The 25,461-nt window shown below is 59.4% G+C and carries 28 protein-coding genes, 1 tRNA gene and 1 pseudogene; 3 read left to right on the forward strand and 27 right to left on the reverse strand.

Going from position 1 to position 25,461, the window contains the following annotated elements; genetic code table 11:
* The 6 genes and pseudogenes from ACZ5M5_RS24060 to ACZ5M5_RS24085 all read right to left on the reverse strand — a co-directional run bounded on the left by ACZ5M5_RS24060 (position 1) and on the right by ACZ5M5_RS24085 (position 5,486).
* On the reverse strand, positions 1 to 1,341 hold the full coding sequence (locus ACZ5M5_RS24060; RefSeq protein WP_060740908.1) for an aspartate aminotransferase family protein: 1,341 nt from the start codon (positions 1,339 to 1,341) through the stop codon (positions 1 to 3).
* Positions 1,319 to 2,443 carry an aminotransferase class III-fold pyridoxal phosphate-dependent enzyme gene (locus ACZ5M5_RS24065; RefSeq protein ID WP_060740907.1) on the reverse strand — a complete coding sequence of 375 codons (1,125 nt, stop codon included), beginning with the start codon at positions 2,441 to 2,443 and terminating at the stop codon, positions 1,319 to 1,321. Before ACZ5M5_RS24065 ends, ACZ5M5_RS24060 begins: the two co-directional genes overlap by 23 nt.
* Before the next feature lie 8 nt (positions 2,444 to 2,451).
* Positions 2,452 to 2,637 carry a TauD/TfdA family dioxygenase gene (locus ACZ5M5_RS24070; protein WP_464738084.1) on the reverse strand — a complete coding sequence of 62 codons (186 nt, stop codon included), beginning with the start codon at positions 2,635 to 2,637 and terminating at the stop codon, positions 2,452 to 2,454.
* Between the two features lie 254 nt (positions 2,638 to 2,891).
* Positions 2,892 to 3,341 (reverse strand): annotated as a pseudogene (locus ACZ5M5_RS24075) (TauD/TfdA family dioxygenase); the annotation flags it as partial.
* Positions 3,307 to 4,872: an AMP-binding protein gene (locus ACZ5M5_RS24080; RefSeq protein WP_464738085.1), complete on the reverse strand. Its 1,566-nt coding sequence runs from the start codon at positions 4,870 to 4,872 to the stop codon at positions 3,307 to 3,309. The pseudogene ACZ5M5_RS24075 and the gene ACZ5M5_RS24080, both read right to left, overlap by 35 nt.
* A complete protein-coding gene (locus tag ACZ5M5_RS24085; protein ID WP_060740904.1) occupies positions 4,869 to 5,486 on the reverse strand; it encodes a thermostable hemolysin in 618 nt (205 codons plus the stop codon). The genes ACZ5M5_RS24080 and ACZ5M5_RS24085 overlap by 4 nt, the downstream gene beginning before the upstream one ends.
* A 172-nt stretch (positions 5,487 to 5,658) precedes the next feature.
* On the opposite strand from ACZ5M5_RS24085, the gene ACZ5M5_RS24090 reads away from it, so the two are divergent.
* Positions 5,659 to 6,594: a LysR family transcriptional regulator gene (locus tag ACZ5M5_RS24090; RefSeq protein WP_464738086.1), complete on the forward strand. Its 936-nt coding sequence runs from the start codon at positions 5,659 to 5,661 to the stop codon at positions 6,592 to 6,594.
* A 118-nt stretch (positions 6,595 to 6,712) separates the two neighbouring features.
* Here the strand turns inward: ACZ5M5_RS24090 and ACZ5M5_RS24095 are convergent.
* The 18 genes from ACZ5M5_RS24095 to ACZ5M5_RS24180 all read right to left on the reverse strand — a co-directional run bounded on the left by ACZ5M5_RS24095 (position 6,713) and on the right by ACZ5M5_RS24180 (position 20,545).
* Positions 6,713 to 6,788: transfer RNA gene (locus tag ACZ5M5_RS24095), tRNA-Lys, on the reverse strand.
* Positions 6,789 to 6,851: 63 nt separating this feature from the next.
* A complete protein-coding gene (queC, locus tag ACZ5M5_RS24100) occupies positions 6,852 to 7,526 on the reverse strand; it encodes a 7-cyano-7-deazaguanine synthase QueC (RefSeq protein ID WP_162491257.1) in 675 nt (224 codons plus the stop codon).
* Positions 7,527 to 7,545: 19 nt separating this feature from the next.
* Entirely contained in the window at positions 7,546 to 8,193 is a 648-nt protein-coding gene (gene queE, locus ACZ5M5_RS24105) for a 7-carboxy-7-deazaguanine synthase QueE (RefSeq protein ID WP_003205025.1), read from the reverse strand.
* Between the two features lie 166 nt (positions 8,194 to 8,359).
* On the reverse strand, positions 8,360 to 9,193 hold the full coding sequence (ybgF, locus tag ACZ5M5_RS24110) for a tol-pal system protein YbgF (protein WP_060740901.1): 834 nt from the start codon (positions 9,191 to 9,193) through the stop codon (positions 8,360 to 8,362).
* A gap of 6 nt (positions 9,194 to 9,199) precedes the next feature.
* Positions 9,200 to 9,697, reverse strand: coding sequence for a peptidoglycan-associated lipoprotein Pal (pal, locus tag ACZ5M5_RS24115; RefSeq protein ID WP_003205029.1), 498 nt, complete (start codon positions 9,695 to 9,697; stop codon positions 9,200 to 9,202).
* A gap of 52 nt (positions 9,698 to 9,749) precedes the next feature.
* Positions 9,750 to 11,051, reverse strand: coding sequence for a Tol-Pal system beta propeller repeat protein TolB (gene tolB / locus ACZ5M5_RS24120; protein WP_060740900.1), 1,302 nt, complete (start codon positions 11,049 to 11,051; stop codon positions 9,750 to 9,752).
* The gene (tolA, locus tag ACZ5M5_RS24125; protein ID WP_003205033.1) at positions 11,048 to 12,127 is read right to left on the reverse strand and encodes a cell envelope integrity protein TolA; all 1,080 of its coding nucleotides are present in this window, start codon (positions 12,125 to 12,127) and stop codon (positions 11,048 to 11,050) included. The genes tolB and tolA overlap by 4 nt, the downstream gene beginning before the upstream one ends.
* A complete protein-coding gene (tolR, locus tag ACZ5M5_RS24130) occupies positions 12,127 to 12,579 on the reverse strand; it encodes a protein TolR (protein ID WP_161798348.1) in 453 nt (150 codons plus the stop codon). Before tolR ends, tolA begins: the two co-directional genes overlap by 1 nt.
* A gap of 23 nt (positions 12,580 to 12,602) precedes the next feature.
* Positions 12,603 to 13,298: a protein TolQ gene (gene tolQ / locus ACZ5M5_RS24135; RefSeq protein ID WP_014339916.1), complete on the reverse strand. Its 696-nt coding sequence runs from the start codon at positions 13,296 to 13,298 to the stop codon at positions 12,603 to 12,605.
* Positions 13,288 to 13,755, reverse strand: coding sequence for a tol-pal system-associated acyl-CoA thioesterase (ybgC, locus tag ACZ5M5_RS24140; RefSeq protein ID WP_003205037.1), 468 nt, complete (start codon positions 13,753 to 13,755; stop codon positions 13,288 to 13,290). The genes tolQ and ybgC overlap by 11 nt, the downstream gene beginning before the upstream one ends.
* 127 nt (positions 13,756 to 13,882) lie before the next feature.
* Positions 13,883 to 14,944, reverse strand: coding sequence for a Holliday junction branch migration DNA helicase RuvB (gene ruvB / locus ACZ5M5_RS24145; protein WP_003178599.1), 1,062 nt, complete (start codon positions 14,942 to 14,944; stop codon positions 13,883 to 13,885).
* Positions 14,945 to 15,553 carry a Holliday junction branch migration protein RuvA gene (gene ruvA, locus ACZ5M5_RS24150; RefSeq protein ID WP_053124616.1) on the reverse strand — a complete coding sequence of 203 codons (609 nt, stop codon included), beginning with the start codon at positions 15,551 to 15,553 and terminating at the stop codon, positions 14,945 to 14,947. It lies immediately after the preceding gene.
* A gap of 114 nt (positions 15,554 to 15,667) precedes the next feature.
* On the reverse strand, positions 15,668 to 16,192 hold the full coding sequence (ruvC, locus tag ACZ5M5_RS24155; RefSeq protein ID WP_014339919.1) for a crossover junction endodeoxyribonuclease RuvC: 525 nt from the start codon (positions 16,190 to 16,192) through the stop codon (positions 15,668 to 15,670).
* Between the two features lie 152 nt (positions 16,193 to 16,344).
* The gene (locus tag ACZ5M5_RS24160; RefSeq protein WP_018614256.1) at positions 16,345 to 17,091 is read right to left on the reverse strand and encodes a YebC/PmpR family DNA-binding transcriptional regulator; all 747 of its coding nucleotides are present in this window, start codon (positions 17,089 to 17,091) and stop codon (positions 16,345 to 16,347) included.
* Positions 17,092 to 17,211: 120 nt separating this feature from the next.
* Positions 17,212 to 18,987, reverse strand: coding sequence for an aspartate--tRNA ligase (aspS, locus tag ACZ5M5_RS24165; RefSeq protein ID WP_060740899.1), 1,776 nt, complete (start codon positions 18,985 to 18,987; stop codon positions 17,212 to 17,214).
* A 75-nt stretch (positions 18,988 to 19,062) separates the two neighbouring features.
* The gene (locus tag ACZ5M5_RS24170) at positions 19,063 to 19,284 is read right to left on the reverse strand and encodes an FmdB family zinc ribbon protein (protein WP_003178589.1); all 222 of its coding nucleotides are present in this window, start codon (positions 19,282 to 19,284) and stop codon (positions 19,063 to 19,065) included.
* 218 nt (positions 19,285 to 19,502) lie between these two features.
* Positions 19,503 to 19,844, reverse strand: a complete 342-nt coding sequence (locus ACZ5M5_RS24175; protein WP_060740898.1) for a ribbon-helix-helix domain-containing protein — start codon at positions 19,842 to 19,844, stop codon at positions 19,503 to 19,505.
* 230 nt (positions 19,845 to 20,074) lie between these two features.
* On the reverse strand, positions 20,075 to 20,545 hold the full coding sequence (locus ACZ5M5_RS24180) for a Dps family protein (RefSeq protein ID WP_060740897.1): 471 nt from the start codon (positions 20,543 to 20,545) through the stop codon (positions 20,075 to 20,077).
* A 397-nt stretch (positions 20,546 to 20,942) separates the two neighbouring features.
* On the opposite strand from ACZ5M5_RS24180, the gene ACZ5M5_RS24185 reads away from it, so the two are divergent.
* Positions 20,943 to 21,548 carry a cold-shock protein gene (locus ACZ5M5_RS24185; RefSeq protein ID WP_003205048.1) on the forward strand — a complete coding sequence of 202 codons (606 nt, stop codon included), beginning with the start codon at positions 20,943 to 20,945 and terminating at the stop codon, positions 21,546 to 21,548.
* Between the two features lie 77 nt (positions 21,549 to 21,625).
* On the opposite strand, the gene ACZ5M5_RS24190 is transcribed toward ACZ5M5_RS24185, so the two are convergent.
* Positions 21,626 to 21,832 (reverse strand): SlyX family protein, encoded by a 207-nt coding sequence (locus ACZ5M5_RS24190; RefSeq protein WP_060740896.1) that lies wholly within the window; start codon positions 21,830 to 21,832, stop codon positions 21,626 to 21,628.
* Positions 21,833 to 21,835: 3 nt separating this feature from the next.
* Positions 21,836 to 22,261: an HIT domain-containing protein gene (locus ACZ5M5_RS24195; protein WP_464738087.1), complete on the reverse strand. Its 426-nt coding sequence runs from the start codon at positions 22,259 to 22,261 to the stop codon at positions 21,836 to 21,838.
* A gap of 884 nt (positions 22,262 to 23,145) precedes the next feature.
* Between ACZ5M5_RS24195 and ACZ5M5_RS24200 the strand changes: the two genes are divergently transcribed.
* Positions 23,146 to 24,399: an OprD family porin gene (locus tag ACZ5M5_RS24200; protein ID WP_060740894.1), complete on the forward strand. Its 1,254-nt coding sequence runs from the start codon at positions 23,146 to 23,148 to the stop codon at positions 24,397 to 24,399.
* A gap of 171 nt (positions 24,400 to 24,570) precedes the next feature.
* On the opposite strand, the gene ACZ5M5_RS24205 is transcribed toward ACZ5M5_RS24200, so the two are convergent.
* Complete coding sequence (locus tag ACZ5M5_RS24205; protein WP_060740893.1) at positions 24,571 to 25,413, reverse strand: mechanosensitive ion channel family protein; 843 nt, start codon at positions 25,411 to 25,413, stop codon at positions 24,571 to 24,573.
* Between the last annotated feature and the right edge of the window lie 48 nt (positions 25,414 to 25,461).

Here is a 25,461-nt window from a genome sequence, read left to right on the forward strand (position 1 = left end):
TCACGACGCCTCCTTGCTGCGCAACCACTTGTTGGGCAACTGATACATATTGCGCACCACCAGGGAAAACGCCTTCACCGCCAGGGCCGGACGTTGGTCAATGGCCTCCAGGGCCTCTTCGATCATCGCCAGCACATGCCGCAACGCTTCGGGTTCGATATTCAACGGCGGATAGAAGCGCAGCACCGGGCGTTCGGCCTTCTCATTCATCGAATGCCCGGCATGCACGCCACGCTTGCCCAATTCCATGCTCATCAAGGCTTCATAGACCGAGCCACGCAGGCGCAGCCCTGTCATCAAGCCGACGCCCGGCACGTCTTCGACAATGTGCGGATAGCGCAGGGCCAACCGTTGCAGGCCGTGGCGCAACACGCCGCCGTTGACCCGGGACAGCTCCACCAGGTTGTTCTGTTCGATGTAATCGATGGCCGCGAGCGCCGACGCGCATGCGACCGGATGCCCGCCGTTGGTGCGCGTATCCGGCTCGATATCACTGAGGGGGTACTGGGTGGCCAGGCGCTGGCTGTACATGGCACAGGCAAACGAGGTATAGCCGCCGGTCAAGCCCTTGGAAAGGATCATGATGTCGGGCACCACGTCATCGTATTGCACGGCGAACCATTTGCCGCAGCGACCGAAACCGGTCTGGATTTCATCGGCCACCAACAGGGTGCCGGTGGCGTCGCACAGGGCCCGGATGTTGGCCATGTAGCCCACCGGCGGCACCTGCAAATGAGCCCCGCCCAGAATCGGCTCGACGTACACCGCACACACGCCTTCGCCCACGGCCTTCTGCAACGCGGCGAAATCACCGTAGGGCACACAGGTCACGTCGGGAGGATCGATACCATAGCTGCCATGGTTCTGCTGCTGGCCCAGGATGCTCATCGCCGCCAGGGTCTTGCCATGGTAGGAGCCGCTCATCACCACGATGCCACGCCGTTTAGGCTGGATCCGCAGTACATAGCGCAGGCTCTGCTCGACGGCCTCGGCGCCCGAGACCATGAATTGCACGTCGCCCCACTCCCCCGGCACCAACTGGCACAGTCGCTCGGACAGGGTGTCCTGCAGCGGATGGCGCCGGCCTTCCGGCACCCAGGCCAGTTGATTCAGTTGCGCCTGCACCCGCTCACGCACCATCGGGTTGCGATGCCCGACGATAAACACCCCGTAGCTGCACGCGCAGTCGATGAAGCGCTTGCCGGTGTGGTCAGTGACGTGGATGCCATCGGTCTGCTGTTCGACAGTGGTCTTGCCAAGGCGATACAACTTGGCCGCCGACGCACTCCAGTGGCGCTGGCAATCGTCCAGCAATTGTTCATGCGGCCTGAGTAAGGACATGGCTTAACGTCTCCTTGATGATGAGTGCGGCACGTTGGATCTGCTCGGGGCGTGCAGTGATCGGGCAGCGCAAAATCACTTCGCGGCCACGGGGCGTACTGACATAGACCCCCTGCTGGTAAAGCGCCTCGCACAGCACGGCCGGTTGCAGGTCGTCGGCCAGCGGCAAGCTGACCCAGGCACCGACAGCCACAGCCCCCAATGACGCCAGGGCTTGTGCCAGGTACTGGCCGTTTTCCTGGCAGTGCCGGGGCGAGTCGTGGGCTTGCACGTAATCCAGCGCGGCCAGGGCTGCCACACAGGCCATGGGATTACCGGCAGTGGTGCTGCCGTGTTTGGCCGGGCTGCTGCGCCCATAGACCTGCCAGGCCATGTGTTCGCTGCAGGTATAGGTGCCGATGGGAATTGCACTGCCGCCCAGGGGGCCGCCGAGTACAACGATGTCCGGAATCGGACGATAACGCTGGAAGCCGAACAGCGAACCCAGGCTGCCAAGGCAACTGTGGGTATCGACCGCGATGACCGGTGCCGACGCTTTTGCCGCGCGAGCATGCAATTGCTCGATCAAATCGGCATCGAGCAATTGCAACCGGCCGTTTGCATCCGTGCGGGTATTGCTGTGGCACACCGCGAAGCAATCATTCCAGTCCACCGTGTCCAGGTCAGCCAAGTGACGGATCGCCACCCGCTTGAACCCCAGGAACGCCTGGACACCCAGGTCACCTTGCGCTGCATTGAGGCAGCGTCCGTAAGTCAGCGAACCGTAGTCGCCGCCCTGGATGAACACGATGGTGTTGCCCTTGGGCTTGAGCCCTTTGCACAACTTCAAGGCGCCCTCGAACGCTTCGTCGCCGGAGCTGCACACATAAGAGCTGGCCAGCGGGGCGGGCAGCAGCTCGGCCAGGCGTCGGCACAAGGCAATCAGCGGTTCGGACATCAGCACCCGATTGGACAGGCCCATGATCTCTGCCTGGCGAGTGACCGCCTCGATCACGGGCGGCACCTGGAAGCCAAACCCGCCGGTCAGGTCAATGATCTGCCGACCCTCGCCGTCGAGGTAGGTCTCGTACTGCCCGCCGATAATCTGTTTGTTGTTTTTCATAGACTCTCTCAGCGATAGCTCAAGGCGTTGAAAATGCGTCGACGCTCATCGACGATGGTTTCCCGACCGTGCATGACCCGGCGGTTATCGATCATCACCATGTCGTGGTCACGCCAGCCAACCGGGTAGGTGTATTGGGCGGAAACCTCAGCGATTTCAGCCAGGAATTCGGCAGGGATCGGCTGCCCGGCCACCGTGTCGATGACCGGCGCCTCGTAATTGAAGGAAGGCCCAGAATGCTGTTGGCAAAGGCCGGACGCTGGCTGAAGGGGGACGTCAGGATCGCCGACGTGCTGAAGGCGTAATGGATCGAGTCATCGGCCGGGTTGAAGGAAATCAGGGTTTGCGGGTCGTCACCGATGATCTGCAACAGATCTTCGATCACGACGGCTGCCGGATCCGACAACGTTGGCGAGTAATGACAGACCAGCCGGCGCCATTTCTCCCCCGCCACGGTGCGGCTGTAGCGAATCGGATTTTCTTCAAAGAACGTGCGGCAGCCTGGGGACAGTTTCTCCAGCACCCGTTCGCCATCGCACAGGGTGGTTTGCGAACCCTTGCGCGGTGCTTCCTGGCAATAGAACCAGGTCATGTCCGGCCAGAACGGTGAGTTGCCATTTTCGCAGTGCAGGCCAACCGCCTGGCGCCCGGCGTCCACCAATTGCGCCGCGCCGCCGACCATGACCCGGGCGGGGTCCAGGCTCAACCGCGAACTGTTTTGCTTCACGTAGGCACTGAAATCCTCGGCGTTGTGAATACAGTTGCGAAACAGTACGACGCCGTAATGCCCCAGCAACTCATACAACTCAGCCTTGCCCAGGCTGGCGAAGTGGCGCGACTCGACGATGGAGACGTCCGGGTTCTCAAAGTGAAAGGCAGGTGTGCTCATTGGATGCATTCCTTTGCAGCGTGGAAAAAGTCGTAGCGATATCGGCGCGTTTCGGCCGCCCCGTAACGGTGTAGAGTTGCTCGAGCAACGGGTCGTCCTGGGTCAACAACCAGAGCCGGTTCGGGCGCTCGATATCAGAGAAGCGCCCCGCCGACCAGGCGAGCAGTTCATCGCGCGCCGGTGTCGACTCGACACACAGCAACGCCACCAGACCGTGCTGCTCATCGAAAAACACCGCGGCGTCGCTCACGCCGGGGTATTTGCGATACTCCAGTTCAACCTGCTCGGGGCTGACGTTGCGGCCATTGGGCAGGCAGATCACGTTCTTCTTGCGCCCGTGCACATAGAGGTAGCCATCGGCATCCAGCGCGCCCAGGTCACCGGTGTCCATCCAGCCGTCGTCCGACATGGAACAGGCACTCGGGTCCGTACCTGAGTAACCGCTGAACAGCGAGCTGCTCTTGACCTCGATGGTCTGGTCGGCGCCGATGCGCACCTGGACATGGGGCAACGGCTTGCCAACGCTGCCGAGACGTTGCTGTTCGAAGGTGTTCACACTGACCACCGACGCGTTCTCCGAAAGCCCATAGCCCTGGTATACCTCAATGCCTTGCTCAGCCAGGCCGCGCAGGGCATCGATACTCACCGCCGCGCCGCCGCAGGTGATATGCGCGCCCGATTGCAGGTAACGCGCCAGCCGCTCGCCCTGCTCGCCCCCTTCGTTCAATTGTTCCAGGAAACGATTGATCATGACCGGCGGCACCGTCAGGGCCGTTGGCTGGACTCGCAGGATCCAGTCGACCAGGCGCTGTGCCGACGCCCCTGGCTCGCCGAGCAACGGTTCGTCCGGCGGCAGGAAATGCACGGTGCCGCCCGCCAACAGTGGCAGGTAGGCGGCGGTGACTTGCTCAAGCAGCAGACTCAGGGGCACCAGCGACAGGTAACGGCGATGAGCACCGACCGGCATGCTCTGGCGCAACGAGGCGAGCACCGTGCCGACTGCCTGGCTGCTCAGGCGCACCCCCTTTGGCCGACTGGTGGTGCCCGAGGTGTGAATGATCTTGCAGATCCAGTCACCCTCGCCGTCCGGCAGCCGCAGCAAAGGCTGTTCGATCACCGGCTCGTTGAGGCGGCGCAGGCGACTGTCGGCAAAATTCAGCTTCCAGCGCTGCGCCAGCGTTCGCTGCCCTGCCGCATCCACCAGAAATCCATCGCAGCGTGATGCCAGGTGTTCGGCCTGGGATTGGCTGAACGCCAGCGGCAGCGGCAACGCGGTGATCCCGGCGAACAGACAGGCCAGGTCGGCGACCAGCCAGTCGCTGCTGTTGCGCGTCGCGATCCCCAACACCACACGATCGCCATAGGCCGGCTCAGGGAAGCGTCGCTGCAGTTCGGCTGCCAGGTTAAGGGCCCGGTGCTCCAGTTCGCCGTAGGTCAGCGTCACCGACTCCGTGCCTGAATCCAACCAGTCCACCGCACAGACGGCCTGGCGATTGTCTTGCAACGCCCGTTGTAGCTGAGTGATAAACCCGCCGCTCATGGCTGCGCCCTCGCCATGACATCGCCGGGCAGTTGAGTGAATGAAGTATTGAGCGTCATGGCGGCAAACCGTGAACGTTGCGGGTCGACCCGGATGAAACCGGTGACGGGCAACTTGGCGTAATAGCTTCCCCAATTTTTGCCGCCGTCGTCGGCCAGGCGCGTTGGGTCTGCGGTCAGCAGGGGCTCGAAATCGATCTGGCAACTTTCCATCATTTGCCGGACGCGAGGTGTCACGGTGCACAACAGGTAATGCCCGCCCATGCACCAGGCCAACAACGGAATCATGTTGACCAGAATCATTCCGGCCGTCAGGTGATGGGAGACCAGGTTGCCGATTTCGACAATGTTCGAGCGCTCGATGGTTTTCTCGAAACGCTGAGACAAAATCTCGTCGATGGGTTGCGTCAGGTATTGCTCGGAAAACAGTATCCGGTGATCGGCGAAAGTAATACCGGCGCAGGCAAGAATACGATCCGCCGGATCCTGAGTAACCGCAAAGTACTGCGGATTCGGTTCAACCGAGGCCGAATAAGAACTGCGAAATTTATCCCTTACAACTTCTGTGGCTTGCACCCATAACGGTGTCTTAGTTTCCGCGACACGTATTTGCATATCGTCCTCCTCCGTCCATGTACAGGATTTCTACAAAAAGCGAGGCGAGCATATTGGGGAAATTTCCTACAGGCCATTTAAAAAATAAAATGCTTCCGCTAATATATAAATAAACGTTCCTGTCATAAAAACCGGGGATGCTAGCCAACGGAATGCGCCAAAGAAGGATCTTATGCTCAATAGTAATATGCTTAGAAAGCTGGATATGCAGGACTTGATGGTGTTTGTCGCGGTGTATGAGCAAAGCAGCGTCACCGAGGTGTCCGAAGCCCTGTGTGTCAGCCAGTCAACCGTAAGCTATTGCCTGAAGAAGCTGCGTACGAGCTTCGAAGATGAACTTTTTGTTAATACCCGTAGTGGCATGTTGCCGACAAGCAAAGCCACGGCCATGTACCCTCACATACTTAGTATCCTCAAGATAATAAACACATGCCACTCTGGTATTCCGGCATTCGATCCGACCCAGAAAGAGATAACCTTCAATGTCTGCGCACCGGAATACTTTGAACTCCTCATCCTGCCCAAACTGGTCAAGCGCTTTATTGGCAGCCGCTTCCCGGTCATCATTAATACCACCAAGTTTCACAGGGATATTCCAGTCGATGAGTTGACGGAGGGTCGCTTCGATCTGGTTATTTGTTTCGGCCCGAACTTCCATCGCGGCGTCAAGGGACTGCGTTCGCAAGTACTACTGGAAGATGAACTGGTTTGTGTAGTCGATAAGAACTTCACATTGTCGGAAGAGGCGTTCAGCCTGGAAACGTTCGTCGCCTGCCAGCACGTTTTTCCGACACCCTGGACATCCGACACCAACATGATCGATGGATGGCTCGCCCGGCAAGGCTATAACCGCCAAATTGTCGCTCGAGCCAACAGCTACGTAGCGGCATTGAACATGATCGCCGGTACCGACTTCATCCTGACCTTGCCTCGACGCATCCAAGCGCTGACCTGCGACGAGAACACGTTCAGCCATCGTCGCCCACCGGCAGGCCTACCGAACTTCACGCTGGACATGATGTGGAGCGAAAAACCGAGCCAGGACAGCGCCAACAGCTGGTTTCGCGAACAGATCATCAAGGTTTGTGCCGAGGACGGCCTGCTTTAAATCCGCCGAGAACCGCTCGAGTCGTCGAGCGGTTCAGGTTCTGACTTTTCATCAGGCAAAAAAAAATCCGGAAATCCGCACTTTCGTGGGCCTTCCAGACTTTTAAAACAGCTAAAAATGGTGGGTCGTGTGGGATTCGAACCTACGACCAATTGGTTAAAAGCCAACTGCTCTACCAACTGAGCTAACGACCCGCTGTGTGGTGGCGCGTATAATACTGATTTCTAAGGACTATTCAACACTTAATTTGAAATAAATCAAAAATAACGGGTTGGATCGCTCACACCCGCCGCAGTGAAGCCTTCTGCACGCAGGCGGCAGCTGTCGCATTTGCCGCAAGCGCGGCCCTGATCGTCGGCCTGATAGCAGGAAACGGTGAGCCCGTAGTCCACGCCAAGCTTCACGCCCGCCTTGACGATGTCGGCCTTGCTGAGATTCTGCAACGGCGCCTGGATGCGGAAACCCTGCCCTTCCACGCCGGCCTTGGTCGCCAGATTGGCCATGCGCTCGAACGCTTCGACGAACTCAGGACGGCAATCCGGGTAGCCGGAATAATCCACGGCATTGACGCCAATGAAAATGTCACGGGCGCCCAGCACTTCAGCCCACCCCAACGCCAGGGACAGGAACACCGTATTACGCGCAGGCACATAGGTCACCGGAATGCCCTCGCTAGGCGCCTCGGGCACGTCGATGGAGCTGTCGGTCAGGGCCGAGCCACCGATGCCGTTGAGGTTCAGGCCGATCACTTTGTGTTCCACCACGCCCAAGTCCCGGGCAACCCGTTGCGCGGCGTGCAACTCAGCGCGGTGGCGCTGGCCATAGTCGAAACTCATGGTGTAGCAGCGGTAGCCTTCGGCACGGGCCATGGCCACGACCGTGGCCGAATCCAGGCCACCGGACAACAGGATGACCGCACGTTTTTCAGCCATGTTCGAATGTTCAGTCATCTCAGCGCCCCGGCTCGTCGTTCCAAAGATATTTATGCAGCTGCAGTTGCAGGCGCACCGGCAAGTTATCCGCCACCACCCAATCCGCCAGATCCCGGGCGCTCAAATCGTGATGACTCGGCGACAACAGCACTTCGCCGGCCCGCTGGTCGAGCCCGTACTGGATCAACTTGGACACGGCCCAGTCGTAATCCTCCCGCGAACAGATCACGAACTTGACCTGATCGTTGGGCGTCAGCAGTTCGATATTCTCATAGCGGTTGCGATGCGCTTCCTTCGAGCCTGGGGTTTTCAGGTCCACGACGCGGCTGACGCGCGGGTCGACGGCCGAGATATCCAGGGCGCCGCTGGTTTCCAGCGAAACCTCGTAACCGGCATCACACAACTGCTTGAGCAAGGGGATGGCGTTGGGTTGCGCCAAGGGCTCGCCGCCCGTGACACAGACATAACGCGGACGATAACTGGCCACTTGCTCCAGGATATCGTCGAGGGTTCGCAGGGTGCCGCCACTGAAGGCGTAGGCGCTGTCACAGTATTGGCAACGCAACGGACAACCGGTGAGGCGCACGAATACCGTGGGCAGCCCAGCCGTTCGCGTTTCACCCTGTAACGAGTAAAAAACTTCGGTGATTCTCAATGTGTCTTGCATAGTCGCCACGGGCGTAACAGCTAAACAGGCTGTCCGCCTCCGTCAGGCACTTCAAGGAACCCCGCCAACGCGCAGATCCCAAAAAGCGTGTTTCATAAAAAGGGCGTGAATTCTAACGAAAAAACCCGCGACAGGCGCGGGTTTCTTCAAAACAGGTCAAACCGGCTTACATGCGTTGTAGATCACGCTGGGCCAACTGAGCGGCGGATGTCCCCGGATATTGGGCCACCACCTGCTGCAGAATACCTTTCACCTTGTCAGCGTGACCGAGACGGCGTTCGACGTCAGCCAGCTTGTACAGCGAATCCGGCACCTTGGCGTGCTTGGGATACAGCTGCGAAACCTTGGCGAACGCCTGGCCGGCACCTTGCAGGTCGCCCTTGGCCAGGTTCACTTCGCCCAGCCAGTATTGGGCATTGCCCGCGTACTGGCTGTTTGGGTACTTGCGCAGGAAAGCGGCAAAAGCCTGGCTGGCCTTGTCGAAATCCTTGGCCTTGATCAGGTCGAAGGCAGCATCGTAATAGAGCTTTTCCTTCGCCGGATCAGCCGGCTCGCCACCGGCGGCAGGTGCTGCTGGAGCAGCCGCCCCCGCGCCTGCGGCTGCACCGGGGGCGTTCAAGTCGCCACCGGCTGGAGAATTCTCAGGAGTCGCGGCAGGTGCAACGCCGGATCCTATGCGCCGATCAAGATCCTGGTATCGCTCCAGGCTTTCCTGCTTCATGCGCGAAATATCATTTTGCAGTTCTTCGATCACACCCTGTTGGCGCGAGATCTGATCCTGCATTTGCTGCAGTTGGTTGAACAGCTGGCCCTGTGCCGAGACAGGGGCCGAAACCCCTCCCCCGGCATAGGCGCCGTTCGTACCGTAACCTGCAGGCGGATAGCTGCTCCCGCTATTGTTATAGCCGGCATCGTTATCGACCACAGGAACCGCAGCCCACGCCGCAAGCGGCGCGAGGCTGAGAGCCAGAACAGTTACAGCACGACGGCACGTTCGCATGACGAATTACTTACGCAGTTCGACGCGACGGTTTTGAGCCCAGGACTGCTCGTCGTTGCCAGTGGCAACTGGACGCTCTTCGCCGTAGGAAACCAGTTCCAGCTGAGCTGGGGAAACACCTTGCAGTACCAGGTAGCGTTGAACGGCTTTCGCACGACGCTCGCCCAGTGCCATGTTGTACTCACGAGTACCACGTTCGTCGGTGTTGCCTTCCAGAACAACGCGAGCGCCGTTCGACTTCAGGTCTTTGGCGTGAACGTCCAGAGCGCGCATGGCTTCTGGCTTCAGGTCCGAGCTGTCGTATTCGAAGTAGAAGGTGGTGATTGCGCGCAGAGCAGCTTCTTCGCTCAGGGAGCCGTCAACTGCACCAGTGTTAGCGCCGTAACCAGCGTTTGGATCAACAGCGCCTTCACCGGCATTGTCGCCGCCTTTGGACGAGCAACCTACAGCTACAGCCATGGCCAGAGCCAGCGCAGCAAATTTACCAAACTTCAGCATTTCCATCGTGAAACTCCTAATGAACCCCAGTGTGTTAAGTAAAACGTATTGCGCCGCGTCAGTTCAGGTAAGGGGACCAGGACGGTTCTCTGACTTCGCCTTGAGCGGTAGGAAGCGGGAGCCTCACGCGTCCATTAATGGACACGAGCATCAAGACTCCCCGGCCCTGCTGGCGGGTGGCGTAGATTACCATGGTGCCGTTGGGCGCAACAGTAGGTGACTCGTCCAGAGTGCTATCAGTGAGGATTTTTACGCTACCGCGCTGCAAATCCTGGGCCGCCACCTTGAAATTGGTGAAACCGTCCTGGCGATGGATCATCACCAGGGTCTTTTCGTCCGCCGACAGTTTAGGGTTGGCATTGTAGTTACCGACGAAAGTCACGCGCTCAGCACCACCGCCACCGGCGCTGGTCTTGTAGATCTGAGGCTTGCCGCCACGGTCGGAGGTGAAGTAGATGGTCGAGCCATCCTTGCCCCAGAACGGTTCGGTGTTGATGCCCGGGCCGTTGGTGACGCGGGAGATCGAGCGCGAGGCCAGGTTCATCACATAGATGTCCGGGTTACCGTCCTTGGACAGCACGAATGCCAGGCGCGAGCCGTCCGGCGACCAGGCGGGTGCGCCGTTCAGGCCTTCGAAGTTGGTGATCTGCTCGCGACGACCGGTGTCGATGTGCTGCACGAAAATACGCGGACGCTTCTGCTCGAACGAGACATAGGCGATGCGCTTGCCATCGGGGGCGAAGCGCGGCGACAGGATCGGCTCGCGCGATTGCAGCAAGGTCACCGCACGGGCGCCGTCATAGTCGGAACGCTGCAGGGTGTAGCGGGTGTTGTTCTCGGAGAAGCGCTCGGCCGTCACGTAGAGCATGCGAGTGGAGAACGCGCCCTTGATGCCGGTGAGTTTCTCGAACGACTGGTCGGCGATGTAGTGCGCCATGTCGCGCAGTTGATCGACGCTGCCCGACACGCTGCCGGTCAGCACTTGCTGCTCGGTGGCGACGTTGAACAGGGCGTACTGCACCTGCAGGCGACCACCGGCCGGAACGATGCTGCCGACCATGATGTACTGGGCGCCCAGGGCCTTCCAGTCACGGTAGATGACTTCGCTGGCCTGGGTTGGCAGGCTGATCATGTTCTGTTTCGGAATCGGCGCGTAGTAACCCGAGTTGCGCAGGTCGTTGCCGATGATTTCCGCCATGTCGTCCGGCAGGACGTTACCGCCCTGCCAGCCGAACGGTACGACGGCGATCGGGGTCGCCCGGTCGCTGCCGCTGGTGACCAGAATGTTCTTTTCCTCTGCTACCGCTATCCCTGCCAGGCAGCAGATAACGACAAGCATTCCTCGAAGAAGGTTTCTCACAAGGCTAGATCCTCAGGTGTGAATGTCATCTTGAATGAACGATAGGGAGCAAAGTCGCTCGGTTTCATTCCTTGCATTTCCGTCAAACGCCCAATGTTCTTGACCGCTGCGACCGCCGAAGCGTCGAACGGACCGTCACCACTGGACTTGGCGACGCTGACCGAGGTAACCGTACCGTCGGGCAACATGCCGATTTGCAATACTACCGTCATGCCTTTGCGCGCCGAAGGTGGACGAGCCCAGCCTTCTGCCGCCCGGGCGCGAATCAGATCATCGTAGCTGCCGGCAACTTCATCACCCTGCTCATCGGCCAAGGCCTGCTGGCGCTCCGGCGTGTCGGAAAGCAAATCTGCCAAGGCCTGGGCCTTTTTGTCTTCGGCGGACTTACGCGCTGCGTCCTGGGCCTTTTTCTTGGCGGCGTCGGCGGCGGCTTTCTTCTTCGCGTCTTCGGCGACTTTCTTTTTCGCCTCTTCAGCTTCAGCTTTTTTCTTGGCGTCTTCGGCCGCTTTCTTCTTGGCGTCCTCGACGATCTTTTTCTTCGCTTCTTCAGCGGCCGCTTTCTTGGCCTCTTCTTCAGCGGCTTTCTTGGCTTCTTCTTCGGCTTTCTTCTTGGCTATATCAGCCAATTGTTTCTCTTCTGCCTTTTTGGCCTCGGCGGTTTTCTTCGCTTCGTCGGCTTTCTTGGCTTCATCAGCCTTTTTCGCCTCGTCCGCTTTTTTCGCCTCATCGGCCTTCTTGGCTTCCTCGGCCTTTTGAGCCGCTTCCTCTTTCTTTTGTTCCGCGGCCTTTATCGCTTCCTGCTCGACCTTCTTCTGTTCCATCTGCTCGACTTCAGTCTGGCGCGCGGCGGATTTCTTCGCCTCACCGGCAAGCTTCTGGTTCGTCTGGGTCGTAGCCTGGCTTTTCGACTTGAGCTGGTACAACGTCGCCTGCACGATCGGCTTGGCCGGCGGCAACTCCGGGGTCATGGCAAAACTGACGAACAGCATGCCGAACACCAGCACATGCAGGCCGATGGCCAGGACACTGGGCCAGAAGTAGCTTTCCGAGGCGGACGGCTCTCGCTGTTGCTGCATCAGGGGGCCTCGGTGATCAAGCCAACATTACCGACCCCGGCTTTCTGCAGGCCGCCCATGGCGCCCATCACGGCACCGTAGTCGACGGTCTTGTCGCCGCGAATGAAGACTTGCGTGCGCTTGCCGGCATCGTTGCCGACACGAATGATCTTGGTCACCGCATCGGTCATCTGCGGCAAGGTCATGGCCCGGTCCTGCTGCTTCTCGGTATCCACTTCACTGCCAAGGTTCCAGTAGTAGGTCTTGTCAGCCTTGATCGAAATGGTCAGTACCTGGGTGTTGTTGTCCTGCGGCAAGGCTTCGCTGGAAACCTTGGGCAGATCGACCTTCACGCCCTGATTGAGCATGGGCGCAGTCACCATGAAGATGACCAGCAGCACCAACATCACGTCGATGTAGGGCACCACGTTCATCTCGGCGACCGGCTTGCGCTTTTTTCGGGCTCGAGCGATTAAAGCCATTGGGAAATACCTGCTTATTCTTCGCTGGTGTGCACTTTACGGTGCAGGATCGCCTGGAATTCATCGGCGAAGGTGTAGTAACGGCCAGTCAGCATCTCGCTGCGGGCAGCGAAGCGGTTGTAGGCGATAACGGCTGGAATGGCCGCGAACAGACCGATGGCGGTGGCGATCAGTGCCTCGGCGATGCCCGGGGCCACGGTGGCGAGGGTCGCTTGCTGGGCGGAAGCCAGGCCACGGAAGGAGTTCATGATCCCCCACACGGTACCGAACAGACCGATGTACGGGCTGACCGAGCCAACGGTGGCCAGGAACGACAGGCCCTGTTCGAGCTTTTCTTCCTCGCGGGAAATGGCGACGCGCATGGCACGGGCCACACCTTCCATCACCGCCTCAGGGTCGACGCCCGGCTGCTGGCGCAGGCGAGAGAACTCCTTGAAGCCGGCACGGAAGATCTGCTCGACGCCCGAGTCCGGGTCCGGGTTGCTGCCGGCCTGGCGATAGAGCTTGGACAGGTCGATGCCGGACCAGAAGCGCTCTTCGAAGCTCTCCAGGGCACGACGACCGGCGCGCAGCATGTTGCTGCGCTGAAAGATCATGATCCATGAGGTCACCGATGCGGCTACCAGGGTCAGCATTACCAGTTGCACCACGACGCTGGCATTGCTGACCAGGCTCCACATGGAGGAATGGTCGACGACGTTAGCTTCCACGCTTTATCTCCTGCTCTGAGTGTGTACCCGCGCCGCTCACGCCGGCAAAGGCCGCACGTAGAGCTTCGGGAATGGCCCGGGGTTTCAAACTATGGGTGCGCACACAGGCCACCAAAAACTGCCCTTCGCAGAGCAGCACGTTATCCGTAGCCCGCCTGACCTGCTGCTTGAAGCGCAGGCTGACACGGTTCAATTCGATGACATCGGCACTTACCACCAGTTCGTCGTCCAGTCGCGCCGGCGCGTGGTAACGCGCTTCGCTGGAATGCACGACGAATAACAGGTCCTCCCCTGCCAGCGCGGATTGGGCAAAACCCAGTTCCCGCAGCCGTTCGGTTCGAGCCCGTTCCATAAACTTGAGGTAATTGACGTAGTAGACGATGCCGCCGGCATCGGTGTCCTCGTAATAAACGCGACAGCGATGTGCGAACGACTCCAGCCCGTTTTGCGCGCGCATACTCTAGTGCTTACTCCTCAGGTTGCCAATCGGCCAGGCAACTGTTTTTTCATTCTCGAACGCATTGACGCTCCGGGCTTCGTCTGGGACAGCACGAACCGGAAAAAAGTCGGCGTACAGAGCTCGTTCAATCGTCCACGGCATCGAGGAATTCGTCTACCACCGGCATCTCGCCCATTCGTGTCGGGATGTTTAAGCCAAAGTGCAGATAAGCATGGCGGGTCACCACGCGCCCACGAGGCGTGCGCATGATGTAGCCCTGTTGGATCAGGTACGGTTCCAGCACATCTTCAATGGTGTGGCGCTCTTCGCTGATGGCCGCCGCCAGGCTGTCCACGCCCACCGGGCCACCGTCGAACTTCTCGATCATGGTCAGCAGCAGGCGCCGGTCCTGGTGGTCGAAACCACGCTCGTCGATGTCCAGCAGGTTCAGCGCCAGGTCGGCAATCGGCTTGGTGATGTGGCCCTTGGCCCGGACTTCGGCAAAATCCCGGACCCGGCGCAGCAAGCGGTTGGCGATCCGCGGCGTCCCCCGGGCACGCCGGGCGATCTCATAAGCACCGTCCGGGTCCAGCGGTAACCCGAGGATGCCCGCCGAACGGCTGACAATCGTCGCCAGGTCGGCGTTGTTGTAGAACTCCAGGCGCTGGACGATACCGAAACGGTCCCGCAGCGGGTTGGTCAACATGCCGGCACGAGTGGTGGCGCCCACCAGGGTGAAGGGCGGCAGGTCCAGCTTGATGGAGCGCGCCGCCGGCCCTTCGCCAATCATGATGTCGAGCTGGAAATCTTCCATGGCCGGGTACAGCACTTCCTCGACGATCGGCGACAACCGATGGATTTCGTCGATGAAGAGTACGTCATGGGGCTCAAGGTTGGTCAGCAACGCCGCCAGGTCGCCCGGCCGTTCAAGCACCGGCCCCGACGTGCTCTTGATCGAGACACCCATTTCCTGGGCAATGATGTTGGCCAGGGTGGTCTTGCCCAGGCCCGGCGGGCCGAAGATCAAGGTGTGGTCCAGCGACTCGCTGCGCCCACGGGCCGCCTGGATGAACAGCTCCATCTGCTCGCGCACGGTCGGTTGGCCGATGTAGTCGGCCAGGCTGACAGGACGAATCGCGCGGTCCTGGATTTCCTCGCGGTCACGGGGGGCACCCGTGGCGGCGATCAGACGGTCAGCTTCAATCACTTAAATCATTCCCTTCAGGGCACGGCGAATCATGTCTTCGGTGCTCAGGCCTTTTTCCTTGATGGCGGAAATCGCCTTGCTGGCCTCCTGCGGCTTGTAGCCCAGGGAGATCAGCGCAGTGACCGCATCGTTTTCGGCGCTGACCGCCGGCACCGGCGCGTCCGGCTGGTTCGGCACCAAGGCGAACATCGCCGGCACCGCCTCCCAGGCCTTGAAGCGGTCCTTGAGTTCGACCAGCAGGCGCTCGGCGGTTTTCTTGCCCACCCCCGGCACCTTGGTCAGCGCCGAGGTGTCCTGGGACTGCACGCAGCGCACCAGCTCGTCGACTTCCAGGCTCGACATCAAGGCCAGTGCCAGTTTCGGGCCGACGCCATTGAGACGGATCAACTCGCGGAAGAAATCCCGCTCGCGCTTGCCGACGAAACCATAGAGTAACTGCGCATCCTCGCGCACGACCAAATGGGTGTGCAGGGTCAGCGGCTCGCCGACCGACGGCAAGCGATACAGCGTGGTCATGGGCACTTCCAGCTCATAACCCAGGCCATTTACATCCAGAATCAGGTGCGGCGGCTGTTTTTCAGCCAGGGTGCCGCGCAAGCGTCCAATCACGTTTCAGATCCTTGGGTGTTGGCCAGCCCGCGGGCTGGCGAGTAACAGCCCGGGCAGGAAGGCCGACGACACAGGCGCAAGATGCTCGGGCTCACGAAGATTGCGCTGATGCTATCAGAGACGCAGGCGCCCGCCACGACTGCGTGCAGTCCCCAGGCCATGGGGCAACAGACTGGAACGGGTATGGGCATGGCAAATGGCGATGGCCAGGGCGTCGGAGGCGTCGATTTGCGGCTTGCTGACCAGTTTCAACAGGTGCATCACCATCATTTGCACCTGCTCCTTGTTCGCCGCCCCTGTGCCGACGACCGCCTGCTTGACCTGGGTCGCGGTGTACTCGGCGATCTCCAGGTTTTCCTCGGCGCCAGCCACGATGGCCGCGCCCCGGGCCTGCCCCAGCTTCAGGGCCGAATCGGCGTTGCGCGCCATGAAGACCCGTTCGATGCCCATGGTCACCGGGCCATAGGTCTGGATGACTTCGCGCACGCCGCGATAAACGATCTGCAAGCGCTCATGCAGTTCACCCGCACCGGTGCGGATGCAACCAGAGGCGACGTACACGCAGCCGCGCCCGGTATCGCGAACCACACCGTAGCCGGTGATGCGCGAACCTGGGTCGATACCAAGGATTAAAGTCATAGCGCCTGCGGTTTGAAGAGGATTTGACCAGACCTGTGGGAGCGAGCTTGCTCGCGATGGCGTCGGGTCAGCAAGCACAGTGTTGACTGAAGTATCGCTATCGCGAGCAAGCTCGCTCCCACATGGGCATTCGTGCAGTTAAGTGGACGCCATCAGCCCAGCTGTTCAGCCACCGATTCCGGAATATCGGCGTTGGAATAAACGTTCTGCACGTCATCCAGGTCTTCCAGCATGTCGATCAGCTTGAGCACCTTCTCGGCGCCTTCCAGGTCCAGTTCGGCACTGGTGGTCGGCTGCATGACGATTTCCGCGTCGGCGGGCTTGAAACCGGCCGCCTCCAGGGCATTGCGCACGGCATAGAAGCTGGCGAACGACGTGAACACGTCGAACGAGCCGTCTTCATGGCTGACCACGTCATCGGCGTCGGCCTCCAGAGCCGCTTCCGTCAGGGCATCTTCATCGAGGCCCGGGGCGAAGCTGATTTGTCCCTTGCGCTCGAACAGATAGGCCACCGAGCCGTCGGTGCCCAGGTTGCCACCACATTTGCTGAACGCGTGACGCACGGCGGCAGCGGTACGGTTGCGGTTGTCGGTCATGCATTCGACCATCACCGCCACGCCGCCCGGGCCATACCCTTCGTAGGTCAGTTCTTCAACGTTGTCGGCCTCGGTCGCACCCGCGCCACGGGCGATGGCCCGGTCGATGATGTCGCGGCTCATGTTGGCACCCAAGGCCTTGTCCAGGGCCAGGCGCAGACGCGGGTTGGAACCCGGATCGCCGCCACCCTGGCGGGCCGCGACCGTCAGCTCACGGATCCACTTGGTGAAGATCTTGCCTCTCTTGGCATCCTGACGTTCTTTGCGGTGCTTGATGTTCGCCCACTTGGAATGACCTGCCATAACTCGCTCCGTTTCTCTTTGGAACATTGCCCGCCCTGCGCGTGGGCAGTGGCCGGCAATCAGAAATATCGACCCCAATGAAAAGGCGCATCCGAAGATGCGCCCTCTCAGGTGCCAGCCTTACTCAGCCTTTGGCTGTTCACGCAGACGGATGTGCAACTCGCGCAACGCCTTGGCGTCCACCACGCCCGGCGCCTGGGTCATGACATCGGCCGCGCTCTGGGTTTTCGGGAACGCGATCACTTCACGGATCGACTGGGCGCCGGTCATCAGCATCACCAGGCGGTCCAGGCCGAAGGCCAGGCCACCATGGGGCGGTGCACCGTATTTCAGCGCATCCAGCAGGAAGCCGAACTTCTCTTCCTGCTCGGCTTCGTTGATGCCCAGCAGGCGGAACACCGCCTGTTGCATTTCCTTGCGATGGATACGGATCGAACCGCCACCCAGCTCGGTACCGTTCAGGACCATGTCGTAGGCGCGCGACAGGGCGGTGGCCGGGTTGGCCTCCAGCTCTTGCGGCGAGCACTTCGGCGCGGTGAACGGGTGGTGCAGCGCGGAGAAGCTGCCGTCGTCGTTTTCTTCGAACATCGGGAAGTCAACGACCCACATCGGTGCCCACTCGCAAGTCAGCAGATTCAGGTCGTGGCCCAGCTTGATGCGCAGCGCGCCCAGGGCTTCGCTGACGATCTTGGCCTTGTCGGCGCCGAAGAACACGATGTCGCCGTCAACCGCACCCACGCGATCGAGGATCACATTGAGGTTGGCTTCCGGAATGTTTTTCACGATGGGCGATTGCAGGCCGTCGACACCGGCGGCGCGCTCATTGACCTTGATGTACGCCAGGCCCTTGGCACCGTAGATACCGACGAACTTGGTGTAATCGTCGATCTGCTTGCGCGGCATGCTGGCGCCGCCTGGAACACGCAGGGCCGCGATACGGCATTTCGGATCGTTGGCCGGGCCGCTGAACACCTTGAACTCGACGTCCTTGAGCTGATCGGCCACATCCACCAGTTCCAGCGGGTTGCGCAGGTCCGGCTTGTCGGAACCGTAGCGGCGCATGGCCTCTTCGAAGGTCATGTGCGGGAACTCGCCGAATTCCAGACCCAACACTTCCTTGAACAGGTTGCGGATCATGCCCTCGGTCAGGCCCATGATGTCTTTTTCGTCGAGGAAGCTGGTCTCGATGTCGATCTGAGTGAACTCAGGCTGACGGTCGGCACGCAGGTCTTCGTCGCGGAAGCACTTGGCGATCTGGTAGTAGCGATCGAACCCGGCCACCATCAGCAGTTGCTTGAACAGCTGTGGCGACTGCGGCAGGGCAAAGAAGCTGCCGGGGTGGGTACGGCTCGGCACCAGGTAGTCGCGGGCGCCTTCCGGCGTGGCGCGGGTCAGGATCGGCGTCTCGACGTCGAGGAAGCCGTTTTCGTCCAGGTAACGACGGATGCTGGTGGTCATGCGCGAACGCAGGCGCAGCTTCTCGGCCATTTCCGGGCGACGCAGGTCGATGAAGCGGTAGCGCAGGCGGGTTTCCTCGCCCACGTCGGAGTATTCGTTGAGTGGGAACGGCGGGGTTTCCGACTCGTTGAGCACTTCCAGCTCGTAGCCCAGCACTTCGATCATGCCCGACGCCATGTTGGCGTTGCCGGCGCCGGCCGGGCGCAGGCGCACCTTGCCGGTGATCTTGACGACGTATTCGCTGCGCACGCGGTCGGCGGTGGCGAAGGTTTCAGCGCGGTCCGGATCGAACACCACCTGGGCCAGGCCTTCACGATCACGGATATCGAGGAAAATCACCCCGCCATGGTCACGGCGACGATGGACCCATCCGCAAAGAGTAACTTCCTGACCTTCCAGGCTTTCGTTCAGTTGGCCGCAATAATGGCTGCGCATCATGGTAGTGGTTTCACTTCTCGTAATTCGACATTCGGTTGGAGGCCCTGCCCGTGCAAGAACTCGCGCGTATTCAACTCAATCAGCTTTGTCGCCACCGGCCAGGTTCTTCTTGGCGCCGGTCTTGAAGTCGGTTTCATACCAGCCCGTGCCGCCGAGGCGGAAACCAGGCATGGAGAGCATCTTTTTCAGTTCCGGCGCCTGGCAGGCAGGGCAGTCGACCAGCGGTGCCGCGCTGATCTTTTGAATGGCTTCCATCTGATGACCACAGGAAGCACATTGATAGTCGTACATCGGCATGGGGTTGTCTCGGCGATCAGGTTACACGCGCAAAGGCGGGGCTTTGCGGCAAAGAGCGGGATTATATCCATTAAATGCGGCCTGTGCAGCCGTAAGACCGCACAGTCATTGCCGAGTGAACGCCATGTAGGAGCTGACGAGTGCAACGAGGCTGCGATCTTGCCCCAGACACTTGAGTCTCAAGCGCAAGATCAAAAGATCCCAGCCTTCGGCAGCGCCTACGCCGCACCATGATCCATCCCGGTTTCCTTCAAACTGTGCACCACGCAGACCACGCGCACCAGCCCGCTGAAATTGCGCACCCCGCCATGGCGCAGGTGCACTTCCCTGTCCACATGGGACAGCAACGTGCTGATGGAGCAGCGGTTGAGCTCGGCCATGTCACCGAGGATATCCCAATAGACCTGTTCCAGCCGCAGACAGGTGGCGAACCCGTTCAGGCGAATGGATCGGGCCAAGGGCCGGGCCAGTTGCATATCGAACCCCCGGATGAACGGGTCGACGCTGATGGGCTGAAAACGCCCCAGCCGCCCTTCCCCGGGTTCTTTTCCTTGAATCATACCGTTGACACTCCTTTGCCATACGAGCCTCTGGGTTGGAACAACCCATCTGTGGCTCTATGGAAGCTCAACGGCATCGCCAGTTCCAGACGACTTTATGACCATGGACGTAGGACAAGCCAACAGCAGGCCGGCGACGAATTACGCCGTCCTACACCCGGTGCGCAGGCGATATCGCCCTTGTGGCGAGGGCGCTTGCTCCCTCGCCACAACATACAACGCGCGCGCTATTAGTTTTCCAACAGCGCCCGCAGCATCCACGCGGTCTTTTCGTGAACCTGCATGCGCTGGGTCAGCAGGTCGGCCGTGGGCTCGTCGCTGACCTTGTCCAATAAAGGAAAGATGCCACGGGCCGTACGCGTCACCGCTTCCTGGCCCTCGACCAGTTGCCGGATCATGTCTTCGGCAGCCGGCACGCCTTCCTCTTCCTTAATAGAGGACAGGCGTGCATACACCGAGTAGGCACCCGGGGCCGGGAAGCCAAGGGCGCGGATTCGCTCGGCAATCAGGTCCACCGCCAGGGCCAGTTCGTTGTATTGCTCCTCGAACATCAGGTGCAGGGTCCGAAACATCGGCCCGGTGACGTTCCAGTGGAAATTGTGGGTCTTGAGATACAGCACGTAGGTATCCGACAGCAGGCGCGAAAGCCCGTCGACGATGGACTTGCGGTCTTCTTCACTGATACCGATATCAATTGCCATGGGGGTTGATCTCCTTAGGGTGATGAATTCGACAACGGCCCTACCCACTCTAGTGGTTCTGGCCGCCTACGGCCTGCGACAGATTGCCAGCCCTGCAGAACCGACAAGCCAAGGTAGCCGACGGTTCCGACACCTGGGAAATTCAACGCCGCTTGCCTGGCGCATTCAAGCAGCCGCGGGGCTTTTCTGGCCGACGAACAGCGCGGTGCGCGCCCGTAACGGGTTTGAGAAGGCCCGAGCTTTGCTGTTAAATAGGCAGTGTGTCGCTACGCTTAATTTTCCCGGGCGTAGCGCATAGGCTGATTCGGGTACGTGTCCAACGCCTCTCATTGTTTCGAAGCGAACCGTGCCCGACCCGCTCTTCCTTGTGATCTGTCTTAACCGTGAGCCAATCAAAATGTTGAAAATCGTCCACTTGCTAATGGGCGCAGCTGCCCTGCTGCTGTCCTTCATCCCTAGCCTGGGTTCCGAAGCCACACCTTACCTGCAACACCCCGATGCACTGTACCTGGCCTTTTTCGGCCTACTCAACCTGACCCTTGCCCCCGTCATCCCTTACTGGAACAAAGGTCCACGCCACCAACTGCAAAACCTTGTCAGCGCCTTGCTGGTGCTGGCCGTTGCCCTGCAAACCCTGGCCCTGCTGGCGCCCATGCCGGAAATTGGCGGTCAACCGGCCATTCTGTTCAGCCTGGGCGCGGCACTGCTCGCCGTGGCACTGCACCTGGCCGTCAGCTTCTACAAGAAGTCGTCGCCGGCCGCCGCTGCGCAGAACTACGACATGTCCAACCGCGATACCGGCACGGTGAAGTGGTTCAACACGTCCAAAGGGTTCGGCTTCATTTCCCGCGACTCCGGCGATGACATTTTCGTGCATTTCCGGGCCATTCGTGGCGAAGGTCATCGCGTCCTGGTGGAAGGCCAGCGCGTGGAGTTCTCCGTGATGAACCGCGACAAGGGCCTGCAGGCCGAAGACGTGATCGCTGCGCTGCCGCGCCGCTGATCCAAGCGTAAAAAAACCGCGATGCAGCCTGGCTGCTCGCGGTTTTTTATTGCCCGTCAAACGGCAATCGGGCCCTATCAGTAGTGAGGGGGCGGCGCCTCTTCTTCGAACGATTCGAATTGACCCGCCATTTCTTCCTGGCGCTTGAGCAACGCCGCCATCTGCAGCTGCAGACGCTCGACAACCCGCTGCTGCGCCACCAGCACATCATTCAATGCCTGGATGGTGTCATCCTGAAACGCCAGGCGGCTTTCCAGATCGGTTACGCGCTCTTCAAGGTTCATGGTTCAGCCCTCCAGAAACTTGAAATCATCGGCCAGGGCCACTCGCAACCGTTCGCGAATGGCCTCGACCTGCCCTGCATTATAAGGCTGGGCCGGGTGCTTGCCCCAGACCGGCGCAGGCCAGGCGGCATCATCACGCTTGCGCACGATGACATGCATGTGCAATTGACTGACGACGTTACCTAAGGTTGCAACGTTCATCTTGTCGGCATCGAACGAATCCTTGAGGGTTTCGGCCAGCACCGTGGTTTCTTTCCACAGCTGTAATTGATCTGTGTCATCCAACTGAAACAATTCGCTGATATTTTCTCGCCGCGGCACGAGGATGAACCACGGGTAATGGGCGTCGTTGGACAAGAGCAAACGGCACAACGGGAAATCGCCGATGGGCAATGTGTCTTGTTGCAGTCGTGGATCTAAGGCAAACACCGCGCGTACTCCTCGTTATCGATTTTGCCCAGCTCAGCGACCCGCTGGCCTGCATCGGGCACAGATGCGCAGCATACCCGCGAACGCCGGATCGATCACGGCGTACCGTCCTGCTGTCCGTTCCTTCGAATGTTTTTTTCAACACCGGAGTATCAACCTGTGCAAGCTGACGCACCAACACAGCGCAGCGGCACGGCACAGTCCCGAGAGATCCGTGCCAGGGCCCAGGCAAAGCCTCGACGCTGTAAGATTTTCGTACAACCTGAAAATTTTTTGCACCAAAACAGCACAGTACGTCTACGCTCAGTGCACAAAGCATCCGTGATTTACTCACTGGGTAGGGTGAACCGGTAACGTTTTTGGTTGTCTCGCCGATTTTATCGACACCAAACACGGGAGCCCACACGAGTCAACCCTATTTAAAACAAGGCCTTTGGAGCCCGGTTTCATGAGGTTTCACCGCGTCAACCGCTGAAATGTGAAAAAAATGTAAACGAAATTCGGGTTTGAGCATGCTTGTTGCATTCATACCCGCACTGTCCAAAGGGCTCGCCGGAAGCGGGGACCTGCCGACATACAAATTAAAGTGGCAAGGCTGCCCACAGGAGCTTCAAGCGCGGTAATGACGGACTCTTTACACCGATGCCGGAAAGAAAAAACAACATCAAAGTTGTGAATACGGTTGCGTCGGAACAGCTGAAATGCGACATGGATCGAGCCATTGGCGACATGGTCGTAAAGAAGCTGAAAGGTTGAATGGGCAAGTATCGCCAAAGAATGTCGACGTGATATAAGTTTGCGCCGACACAAAAAGAAAGAGCCGCCCAGATAAAAAAACAGGTGGGACGGCAGTACTCTTCTAAAAACCAAAGGAGCAAATCACGATGCGCGTGATGAAGTGGAGCATGATCGCACTGGCTGTATCGGCCAGCGTTTCGCAGTTCGCAGTGGCGTCCTCCCAAGAGGAATCCAAGGGTTTTATTGAAGATCAGAGCTTGACTGTTCTGACCCGTGCGCTGTACATGAACCGTGATTTCAAGAACAACCCAAGCACTTCACAAAGTTATCGTGAAGAGTCTGGTGTTGCCGCTCGTGCCATTTACGAGTCGGGCTTCACTCAAGGTACCGTTGGTGTAGGCGTTGACGGCTTCGCATTCGGCACCGTTCGCATCGATGGCGGTAGCGGTCGTGCCGGTAACGGTCTGTTCGCTCGTGACAGCGACGGCAACCTGGAAGACACACAATCGAAGGTTGGCGGCGCGGTTAAATTCCGTCTGTCCGACACCGTTCTGAAATACGGTAACCAGTTCACCACCAGCCCGGTTTTCTCGACTGACGACAGCCGTCTGCTGCCAGAAGTTGCCACCGGTACGCTGATCACCAGCAAAGAAATCAAAGGCTTGGAGTTGAGCGCAGGTCATTTCAACGCCATCAGCTCGCAAACTGGCATGGGAGATGACGGTCTTGGCCTGAAATCTGCTGACATCGTTGGCGCAACCTACCAGTTCACCGACAATTTCGTAGCAGGCGTAGCGGCTTCCGACGTTGAAGATCACTACAAAAAGAAATACATCAACCTGAACTACACCCTGCCGATCAACGAAGATCAGTCCCTGAACTTCGACTTCAACGGTTATGACAGCCAGGATCAGGGCCAGAAACTCAGCGGCGACGTTGACAACCGTATCTGGTCCCTCGCAGCAGCCTATGCCATCGGTGCCCACAAGTTCACCCTGGCTCACCAGCGCTCCTCCGGTGACACCGGCTATGTGTATGGCGTTGACGGCGGCGGCACTATCTTCCTCGCCAACTCCATCCAATACTCCGACTTCAACGGTCAGGACGAGCGCTCCTGGCAGGCTCGCTACGACCTGAACATGAAGACTTATGGCGTACCTGGCCTGAGCTTCATGACTCGCTACGTTACCGGTGACAACATCGAGACTGGCGGCTCCGAAGGTAAAGAGCACGAGTGGGACTTCGAAACCAAGTACGTTATGCAAAGCGGTCCAGCCAAGGACCTGTCTTTCCGCGTACGTGCTGCGTTCTACCGCGCCAACAGCGACTATAACGCCATCAACGGCAACGACAACAATGACACCCGTCTGATCATCGAATACCCACTGAGCATCTTGTAATTCAGTGCTAGTTCGATAGCCGTACCCGCAACAAACAAAAAACCGCTCACCTGGATCAGGTGAGCGGTTTTTTTATGTCCATTGACTGACTGTCAGCTTTAATGCAACTTATTAAATAGCAAGCTAACTAAACATAATCTGACTTCAGCGCCAAGTTATATAGTCGACTCGTTATTGCGCTGGCCCTTCCTGAACGACCCGAATCACTCGTTGTGGAAACGGAATATCAATACCCGCCTCTTTCAAGCGATCCCGGGCTTGTTCATTGAGCATGAACATCACGCTCCAATAATCCGCAGTCTTCACCCAGATACGCAGCGACACCGTGATGGAACTGTCGCCCAAGGTGGAAATCACCGCTTCAGGTGCCGGATCCGCCAGCACACGCTCATCCTTGGCCAGCTCCAGCAACACCTCCCGGGCCTTTTGCAGGTCAGCCTGGTAATCCACGCCGACATCAAACACGACCTTGCGGGTCGGCTGGCGGTTGGTGTTGGTGATGATGCCGTTCGAGAGATTGCCGTTGGGCACAATGACGGTCTTGTTGTCACCGGTGCGCAACACGGTGTGGAAGATCTGGATGCTATCGACCGTACCGGCCACACCTTGGGCTTCGATCCAGTCACCGATGCGGAACGGGCGGAACAGCAGGATCAACACGCCACCGGCGAAGTTCGCCAGGCTGCCTTGCAAGGCCAGGCCAATCGCCAGGCCGGCGGCACCAATGGCGGCGACGAACGAAGTGGTTTCCACGCCGATCATCGAAGCGACGCTGACGATCAACAATATCTTCAGAATGATGTTGGCCAGGGTACTGATGAACCCTTGCAGCGCCAGGTCGGCGTTACGCAGGGCCAGCAACGCACCCAGTTTCTGCGTCACTTTGTTGATCAACCACCAGCCGATGGCCAGGGTGATGACCGCCAGCAGCACGCGGCTGCCGTACTCCATGATCATGGGGATCCAGGTCTGGGAAGCCTTGACCAGGTTGTCCACTTCAGCATTCAAGTCCATCTCTCTCTCCTTATTCCTGTTGCACGCGGCATTGTGGCGAGGGCGCTT

It is taken from the genome of Pseudomonas sp. Van50 (assembly GCF_055390755.1).